The sequence below is a fragment of the Kocuria rhizosphaerae genome (genome assembly GCF_044462265.1).
GTDB lineage: Bacteria > Actinomycetota > Actinomycetes > Actinomycetales > Micrococcaceae > Kocuria > Kocuria rhizosphaerae.
In genome coordinates this window covers 41,400-49,015 of the sequence record NZ_JBISWL010000131.1, presented here as the reverse complement: position 1 = coordinate 49,015, position 7,616 = coordinate 41,400, and the positions used below count along the sequence as shown (strand labels likewise).

6 protein-coding genes are annotated in these 7,616 nt (G+C 75.2%); all 6 read right to left on the bottom strand.

The window, feature by feature from the left end; genetic code table 11:
- Window positions 1–47: 47 nt before the first annotated feature.
- On the bottom strand, window positions 48–1,454 hold the full coding sequence (locus ACH9EU_RS15140; RefSeq protein WP_396414742.1) for an MFS transporter: 1,407 nt from the start codon (window positions 1,452–1,454) through the stop codon (window positions 48–50).
- 79 nt (window positions 1,455–1,533) lie between these two features.
- Complete coding sequence (locus ACH9EU_RS15135) at window positions 1,534–2,238, bottom strand: 4'-phosphopantetheinyl transferase superfamily protein (protein ID WP_396414741.1); 705 nt, start codon at window positions 2,236–2,238, stop codon at window positions 1,534–1,536.
- Window positions 2,239–2,290: 52 nt separating this feature from the next.
- The gene (locus ACH9EU_RS15130) at window positions 2,291–3,142 is read right to left on the bottom strand and encodes an alpha/beta fold hydrolase (protein ID WP_396414740.1); all 852 of its coding nucleotides are present in this window, start codon (window positions 3,140–3,142) and stop codon (window positions 2,291–2,293) included.
- A gap of 22 nt (window positions 3,143–3,164) precedes the next feature.
- Window positions 3,165–4,958, bottom strand: coding sequence for an ATP-binding protein (locus ACH9EU_RS15125; protein WP_396414739.1), 1,794 nt, complete (start codon window positions 4,956–4,958; stop codon window positions 3,165–3,167).
- Window positions 4,959–5,065: 107 nt separating this feature from the next.
- Window positions 5,066–5,722, bottom strand: coding sequence for a Maf family nucleotide pyrophosphatase (locus ACH9EU_RS15120; RefSeq protein WP_396414738.1), 657 nt, complete (start codon window positions 5,720–5,722; stop codon window positions 5,066–5,068).
- Window positions 5,723–5,828: 106 nt separating this feature from the next.
- A complete protein-coding gene (locus tag ACH9EU_RS15115; RefSeq protein ID WP_396414737.1) occupies window positions 5,829–7,598 on the bottom strand; it encodes a DUF885 domain-containing protein in 1,770 nt (589 codons plus the stop codon).
- Window positions 7,599–7,616: the final 18 nt, after the last annotated feature.

The window sequence follows — 7,616 nt, the reverse complement described above, 5'->3', positions numbered from 1 at the left end:
CCTCGCCGGTGTCCGGCGGGCCCGCCGGGGCCCCGCCGGACCGCGGCTCAGCGGCGGGTGACCACGTGGGCCATGTCGACGTCCTTGGTCTCCGGGGAGAACCAGAGCGCCACGAGGGTCAGCACCGCGCCGAAGGTCAGGTAGAGGCCCACGGAGCCCACGCCGTAGCCGGCGTTGAGGGAGACGGCGACGTAGGGCGTGATGGCCGCGCCGAGGATCGAGGCCACGTTGTACGCCACCCCGGAGCCGGTGTAGCGCACGTTGGTGGGGAACAGCTCGGGCAGGATCGCGGACATCGAGCCGAAGGTCAGGCCCATCAGGGTCATCCCGACCGCGAGGAAGAACAGGACGCGGACCGTGCTGACGTCCTCGCCGGTGCCGACCGCCGCCGGGTCCATGATGAGACCGAAGCTCAGCCCGAAGACCAGGATGGCCGAGGTGACGACCAGCTGCGAGCTGCGCCGGCCCCAGCGGTCGGCGACCCACCCGGAGACCGGGACCGTCGCGGCGAACAGCAGCACGGCGAGCAGCTGCAGCACGAGGAAGTCGCGGTAGGGGATGCCGAGGCCGCCGTTGTCGGGGCTGCCGATGCCGTAGGAGAGGATCCACGCGGTCATCAGGTAGAAGAGCATGTAGGTGGCCAGCATGATGAACGTGCCCTGGACGATCTGCAGCCACGAGGTCCGGAAGGCCTCGACGAGCGGGGTGCGGACCTTCTCGCCCTGGTCCAGGGCCTTCTGGAAGACGGGGGTCTCCTCGAGCTTGAACCGCACCCACAGGCCCACGACCACCATGACCACGGAGGCGAGGAACGGGATGCGCCAGCCCCACGTGAGGAACGGGTGGGCGGTGCCCTGCTCGGCGACCGAGACGAAGCCCATCACGAGGGTCAGGACCAGGAAGAAGCCGTTGGCGAGGATGAAGCCGAACGGGGCGCCGAGCTGCGGCCACATGGCGGCGCGCGCCCGCTTGCCCTCCTCGGCGTACTCGGTGGCCAGCAGCGCGGCCCCGGACCACTCGCCGCCGAGGCCGAGGCCCTGGCAGAAGCGGAGGATCGTCAGGACGAGCGGGGCCCAGATGCCGATCGAGTAGTAGGTCGGCAGGAGGCCGATGAGGAAGGTGGCGACGCCCATCGTGAGCAGGGCGCCGATGAGGGTGGCCTTGCGGCCGATGCGGTCGCCGAAGTGACCGAAGATCACGGAGCCGATCGGGCGGGCGACGAAGGCCGCGGCGAACGTGGCCATGGAGGCGAGCAGCTTGGCGGTCTCGTCCTGGCCGGTGAAGAACAGCGCGGGGAAGACGGCGACGGCGGCGGTCGCGTAGACGTAGAAGTCGTAGAACTCGATCGTGGTGCCCACGAGCGACGCCAGGACGACGCGGCTGCGGGGCACGGGGGCGGTCAGGGGGAGCGCGCGGGAGGACGCGGTGTCCTGCCCGGTGGCGGAGGAGGGCATGGGGGGAACCTCGGTGGTCGCAACGGGTGTGGTCAGACCCACCAGGCTAGGCCTCCCGTCCGGATGGCGGCCACTCGTCTCAGATCGTGGAATACCGGGCCGGGCCTCGCTCGCGCACGGTCAGGGCCGCCCGGACGTCCTCCCCGGCCGGGCCGAGCGCGAGGTCGAGGATCCGCCAGCCGGGCAGGGGGCCGGCCGGCCGGCGGCCGGCGCCCACGCGGTCCAGGGACGGGTCCCGGGAGAGCCCGGTGCCCACGGCCTTGAGCAGGGACTCCTTGCGCGCCCACACGCGCGCGACGACCGCGGGCCGGCGCGAGCGCCGGGTCCACGCGATCCGGCGGCGTTCCGCGGGGTGCAGCACCCGGGCCATCCGGGCGGCGGCCTCGGGCGCGGGGACCTGCTCGACGTCGATCCCGAGCTCCCGCGGGCCGGTGGCGACCAGGACGTGCCCGCCGCTGGAGGCGAGGGAGAAGTGCAGCCCGGGGACACCGGGGCGGCCGCGCCGCCCGGCCGCCCCGGGGGCGGGTCCCAGCGGAACCGCCGCCGGCTCCGTGCCCAGCCGCTCCGACAGGACCGCGCGCAGCAGGCACCGGCGGGCGAGGAATGCCTCCCGGTCCGCCTCTCGCGCGAAGCCGTCCCGGCGCCGGAGCTCGTCCGGGTCCAGCCACTCGTCCGCGACGGTGCGCGCCCACGGCACGAGGTCGGGCACGAGGGCGTGGACGAGCTGCACGTCGGCGGCCCGCCGCGGCGGGGCGGGCCGGCCCCACACGGGTGCGGCGTTCACCGGGGCCCGCCCCCGGCGCCGCGCCGTCCGCCGCCCGGCCGCCGCGGTGTCGTCACCGTGGACCGGCCCGGCGGGGCCCGGCCGGCCGGGCGCAGGCCGCGAGGTCGTCGAGCAGGCGGTCCCGCGCGGCGGCGAGCGGGTGGTGGCCGCCGGGGTACTCGCGGTGCTCCACGGGCCCGGCGGTCAGGGCACGCCACCCGTCCATGGCGGCGGCGTCGACGGTCGCGTCCTCGGCCCCCCGCAGCAGCAGCAGGGGTGACCGGACCGGGGCGGGCAGACGGTCGTGGGACATCGACAGCCGCAGGTCGGCCCGCAGGACCGGCAGCAGCAGGGCGAGCAGCTCCGGGTTCGCCAGGACCGCCTCGGGGGTGCCGCCGATGCCGCGCAGCCACCGGACGAGGGCCTCGTCCGCGCCGGGGGCGTCCGGGTCGAGCGCGGCGCGCAGCCGTGCGTCGTCGTCGGAGGCCGGGGAGGTTCCGGGCCGCTCGGCGGTGGCCGGGGCCGCTTTCGCCGAGAGGGCGAGCAGGGCCACGGGCACGCCGTGCTCGTGCTCGAGCGCCGAGACCAGTTCCGCCGCGACGGCCGCGCCCATGCTGTGCCCCAGGACCACGAGCGGCACGTCCGAGGCGGCCCACGGTGCGGCGGCCACGGAGGCCGCCGCCTCCGCGGCGAGCGCCCCGAGCGACGGCGCGGCCGGCTCCCGGAAGCGGGACTCCCGCCCGGGGTACTGCACCCCCAGCACGTGGACGTCCGCCCGGACGAGGAAGCGCCAGTAGCCGGCCGCCGCGCCCGAGGGCGGGCAGGCGAGGATCCGCAGCCGCGGCGGCCCGGCGGGGGCACCGCCGCGCAACCGTGCCTGGGCCGACAGGTCGACGAGGCATCGGGCGGCCGGACGGGGGCTCATCGGGGGCCGGGGGCGGAGCGGGTCAGGAGATGGTGGCCAGGACCGTGCCGGCGGAGACGGAGTCCCCGGGGCTGACGGCCAGCCCGGAGACCGTGCCGGACTTGTGGGCGGTCAGCGGCTGCTCCATCTTCATGGCCTCCAGCACCAGCACGAGGTCCCCCTCGGCGACCTCGTCGCCGTTGTCGACGGCGATCTTCACGATGGTTCCCTGCATGGGCGAGCTCAGGCTGTCACCGCTCGCCGCGGACGCGGAGCCGCCCCGCGCGGAGCGGGCCTTGCGGGGCTTGGTGGGCGTGCCGTTGGGTCGGGCCGCTCCCGCCGAGGCGGGCAGGACCACCTCGAGGCGCTTGCCCGAGACCTCGACGACGATCGACTGGCGCTCCTCCGCCTCCGGGCCGGCGTGGGGGACGCCCTCGAACGGCGGGACGGTGTTGTGGAACTCGGTCTCGATCCAGCGGGTGTGGACCGCGAACGGCGCGCCCTCCTCCGGGGCGAAGGCCGGGTCCCGGACCACGGCGCGGTGGAAGGGCACCACGGTGGGCATCCCCTCGATGCGCAGCTCCTCGAGCGCGCGGCGGGACCGCTCGAGCGCCTGCCGGCGGGTCGCTCCGGTGACGATCAGCTTGGCGAGCATGGAGTCGAAGCTCCCGCCCACCGTCTCGCCGGCCTCCACGCCGGAGTCCACGCGGACCCCCGGCCCGGTCGGGAGGGCGAGGCGCGAGATCGTGCCGGGGGAGGGCATGAAGTGCCGCCCGGGGTCCTCCCCGTTGATCCGGAACTCGATCGAGTGGCCCCGGACCTCGGGGTCGTCGTAGCCGAGGGCCTCGCCGCGGGCCAGGCGGAACTGCTCCCGCACCAGGTCGATGCCCGTGACCTCCTCGGAGACGGGGTGCTCGACCTGCAGCCGGGTGTTGACCTCCAGGAAGGTGACGGTCCCGTCCCGGCCGACCAGGAACTCGCAGGTGCCGGCGCCCTGGTAGCCGGCCTCCCGCAGGATGGCCTTCGAGGACTCGTAGAGCAGCCGGTTCTGCTCGTCCGTCAGGAACGGCGCGGGGGCCTCCTCCACGAGCTTCTGGTTGCGGCGCTGCAGCGAGCAGTCCCGGGTGGAGACGACCACGACGTTGCCGTGGGCGTCGGCCAGGCACTGCGTCTCGACGTGCCGGGGGGCGTCGAGGAAGCGCTCGACGAAGCACTCCCCGCGGCCGAACGCCGCCGTGGCCTCGCGCACGGCCGACTCGTAGAGCTCGGCGATGTCCTCCCGGTCGCGCACGACCTTGATGCCGCGCCCGCCGCCGCCGAAGGCGGCCTTGATCGCCAGGGGCAGACCGTGCTCGTCGGCGAACGCGAGCACCTCCTCGGCGGAGGACACGGGGTCGGTGGTGCCGGGGACCTGCGGCGCGTTCACCTTCTCGGCGATGTGCCGGGCGGCCACCTTGTCACCCAGCTTCGCGATGGCGGCCGGCGGCGGGCCGATCCAGGTCAGGCCGGCCTCGAGCACGGCGACCGCGAAGTCGGCGTTCTCCGAGAGGAAGCCGTAGCCGGGGTGCACGGCGTCGGCGCCCGAGCGGGCCGCGACCTCGAGGATCTTCTCGGCCACGAGGTAGGAGTCCGCCGCCGTGGAGCCCTCGAGCGAGTAGGCCTCGTCGGCCATGCGCACGTGCAGGGCGTCGCGGTCGGGTTCCGCGTACACCGCCACCGAGGCGATGCCCTCGTCCCGGGCGGCGCGGATCACGCGCACCGCGATCTCGCCGCGGTTGGCGACGAGCACCTTGGTGATGGGGCGGGTGTCGCCGTCCGCGGGGCTGTTGATCGTCACGTGTCACTCCTTGTCGAAATCCTCGGATGCACTGTATTCCCCGGCGGCAGCATTCGCCCAACCGCCCCGCGATGGTCCGGAAATGCGGCGCGGTTTCTGTAGGGGTCCTACAAAGGCCCGGCCGCGGTCCGCTGCGGGGGGCTCCACAGCTGGTGGATCCCCACTCCCGTGCGGGCCAGCAGCGTCCGCAGCGTGCTCAGGCTCAGGCCGACGACGGCGTGCACGTCCCCCTCCACGCGCTCGACGAAGGCCGCTCCCCGGGAGTCGATCGTGAAGGACCCCGCGACCTCCAGCGGCTCACCGGTGGCGACGTAGGCGGCGACCTCGTCGTCGGACATCTGCGCGAAGAACACCTCGGCGGCGGCCGGCGCGCCGCCGCTGAAGCCCGTGCCGCCGGCCGCGGGGTCCCGCGTGTCCACGAGCCAGTGGCCCGTGTGCAGCACGCCGGAGCGTCCGCGCATCGCGCGGATCCGTGCGGTCGCCGTCGCGGCGTCCAGGGGCTTGCCGTGCACCTCGCCGCCGAGCTCGAAGACCGAGTCGCAGCCGATCACGAGGGCGTCCTGCGCCTCGGGCAGCGCGGCCACCGCCTCCGCCTTGGCCCGGGCCAGGAGCATGGCGGTCTCCTCGGCCCCGGTCGTGCCGTGCTCCCGGACCACCGCGTCCTCGTCCACGGCGGAGACCAGCCGGTCGTGCCCGATCCCCGCGTCGGAGAGCAGCTTCGTGCGGGCGGGGGAGCGGGAGGCGAGGACGAGGCGGGGAGTCACCGTCCCAGGATACGGTCCCGCCGCCGTCGGGGGGCCGCGCTGCGCGCTCCGCGCCCGCGAGCGGTCACGCCGGGACGCCGGACGGGCAGGTTCCCCGGCCGGCGGATCACAGGCTGAGCGCGTACCGCAGGGTGTCGAGCCCCACGGAGCCCATCCGCAGGGCCCGGGTGTGGAACTCCTTGACCCGGAACCCGGGACCCGCCGCGGCGCGGGCGGCGTCGCGGGCCTGCTCCCAGAGCTCCTGGCCCACCTTGTACGACGGCGCCTGCCCCGGCCAGCCCATGTAGCGCAACCACTCGTAGCGCAGCATCGGGTCCTGCATGACGATGTTGGCGCGCAGGAACAGCCACCCGTCCTCCGGGGTCCACACGTGGCCGGGCCGGGCCCCGCCGAGGGCGTCGCCGAGTTCGGGCGGGATCCGGAACCCGCAGTGGAAGCCGACGTCGAAGACGACCCGGGCGGCGCGCAGCCGCTGCGCGTCGAGCATGCCCATCCGGTCGCCGGGATCGTCCAGGAATCCCAGTTCGCCCATGAGCCGTTCCGCGTAGAGCGCCCAGCCCTCCCCGTGTCCGGGCACCCAGAGGCCCATCCGCCGCCAGGTGTTGAGCTCTCCCGAGTTGGCCAGCGCCGTGGCGAACTGCAGGTGGTGACCGGGCACGCCCTCGTGGTAGACGGTGGTGGTCTGCTCCCACGTGGTGAAGGTCGAGGCGCCCTCGGGCACGGACCACCACATCCGGCCGGGCCGGGAGAAGTCCGCGCTGGGCATCGAGTACCGGATCCCGCCGTCGTGGGTGGGGGCGATCCGCGCCTCGAGCCGGCGCATGGGCGGGGTCAGCTCGAAGTGCGTGTCCGCGAGAGCCTCCACGGCGGTGTCGGAGAGCTCCTGCATCCAGGCCTGCAGCGCGGCGGTGCCGTGCAGCTGCCGCGCGGGATCCGCGTCCAGGGCCGCCATGGCCTGGGCCACCGTGGCCCCGGGGGCGATGCGCCGGGCCAGCATCTCCTGCTCCGCCACGACCGTGCGCAGCTGCTCGACGCCCCACGCGTAGACGGTCACGGGGTCCAGGACCGCGCCCAGCGACTCCTGCAGGCGCAGCCCGTAGACCGCGGGCCCCACGGCGTCGGAGTGCGGCGCGTCCGCGGCGAGCTCCTTCTCCAGCACGTCGGCGAGCCGTTGGTAGGCCCCGCGCGCGGCTCCCGCCGCCTCGGCGAGCTCGCGGTGCAGGCCCTCCGGAGCCCGGGGGCTGCGCACCAGCCGGTCGAAGTACCCGCGGGGAGCGGCGTAGTCGCGGCACTGCCGGGCGGCGGTGCGCAGCTGCACCACGGAGGCCGAGCGGCCGGCGGCTCGCGCACGGCGCAGGCCGCGGACCCAGGAGTCGACGGCGTCGGGCACGTTGCGCAGCCGCCCGGCGATGCGGGCCCAGTCCTCGGCGGAGTGCTGGGGGAGGTGGTCGAAGACCTCCCGGATCTCCTGGACGGGCGAGGAGATGTTGTTGACGGTCCAGCCGCGCAGCCCCTCCTCGTGGAGCAGGAGACCGAGCCCGAGACGTTCGTCGAGCGCGTGGACGGTGATCCGGTCGACGTCGTCCACCGGGCTCACGACCGCCAGCTCCGCCAGGGTCCTGCGGGCGGCGTCGGTCCAGGCCTCCAGCCCCTCGGGGCCGAAGTCCCGGTACTCGGTCTCGTGACCCGGCAGGCCGTGCACGGTGGCCTGGGCGGGGTCCAGCTCCATGGACCGGCGGAACCAGCGCTCGGCCACGACGTCGACGTCCGTGGGCGCGCGCCGACCGGTGCCCAGCGGCGCGGGAGCGTGGACCGGGGCGGCCGGCGAGGGGGCGGGCCCGGCAGGAGGCGTGGGGGCGGGTCCTGCGGTGCTCATGCCGCCACCCTAGCGCCG

Coding starts and splice junctions, on each gene's coding strand:
- ACH9EU_RS15115 (WP_396414737.1), bottom strand. CDS start 7,598: ATGAGCACCGCAGGACCCGCCCCCACGCCTCCTGCCGGGCCCGCCCCC.
- ACH9EU_RS15140 (WP_396414742.1), bottom strand. CDS start 1,454: ATGCCCTCCTCCGCCACCGGGCAGGACACCGCGTCCTCCCGCGCGCTC.
- ACH9EU_RS15130 (WP_396414740.1), bottom strand. CDS start 3,142: ATGAGCCCCCGTCCGGCCGCCCGATGCCTCGTCGACCTGTCGGCCCAG.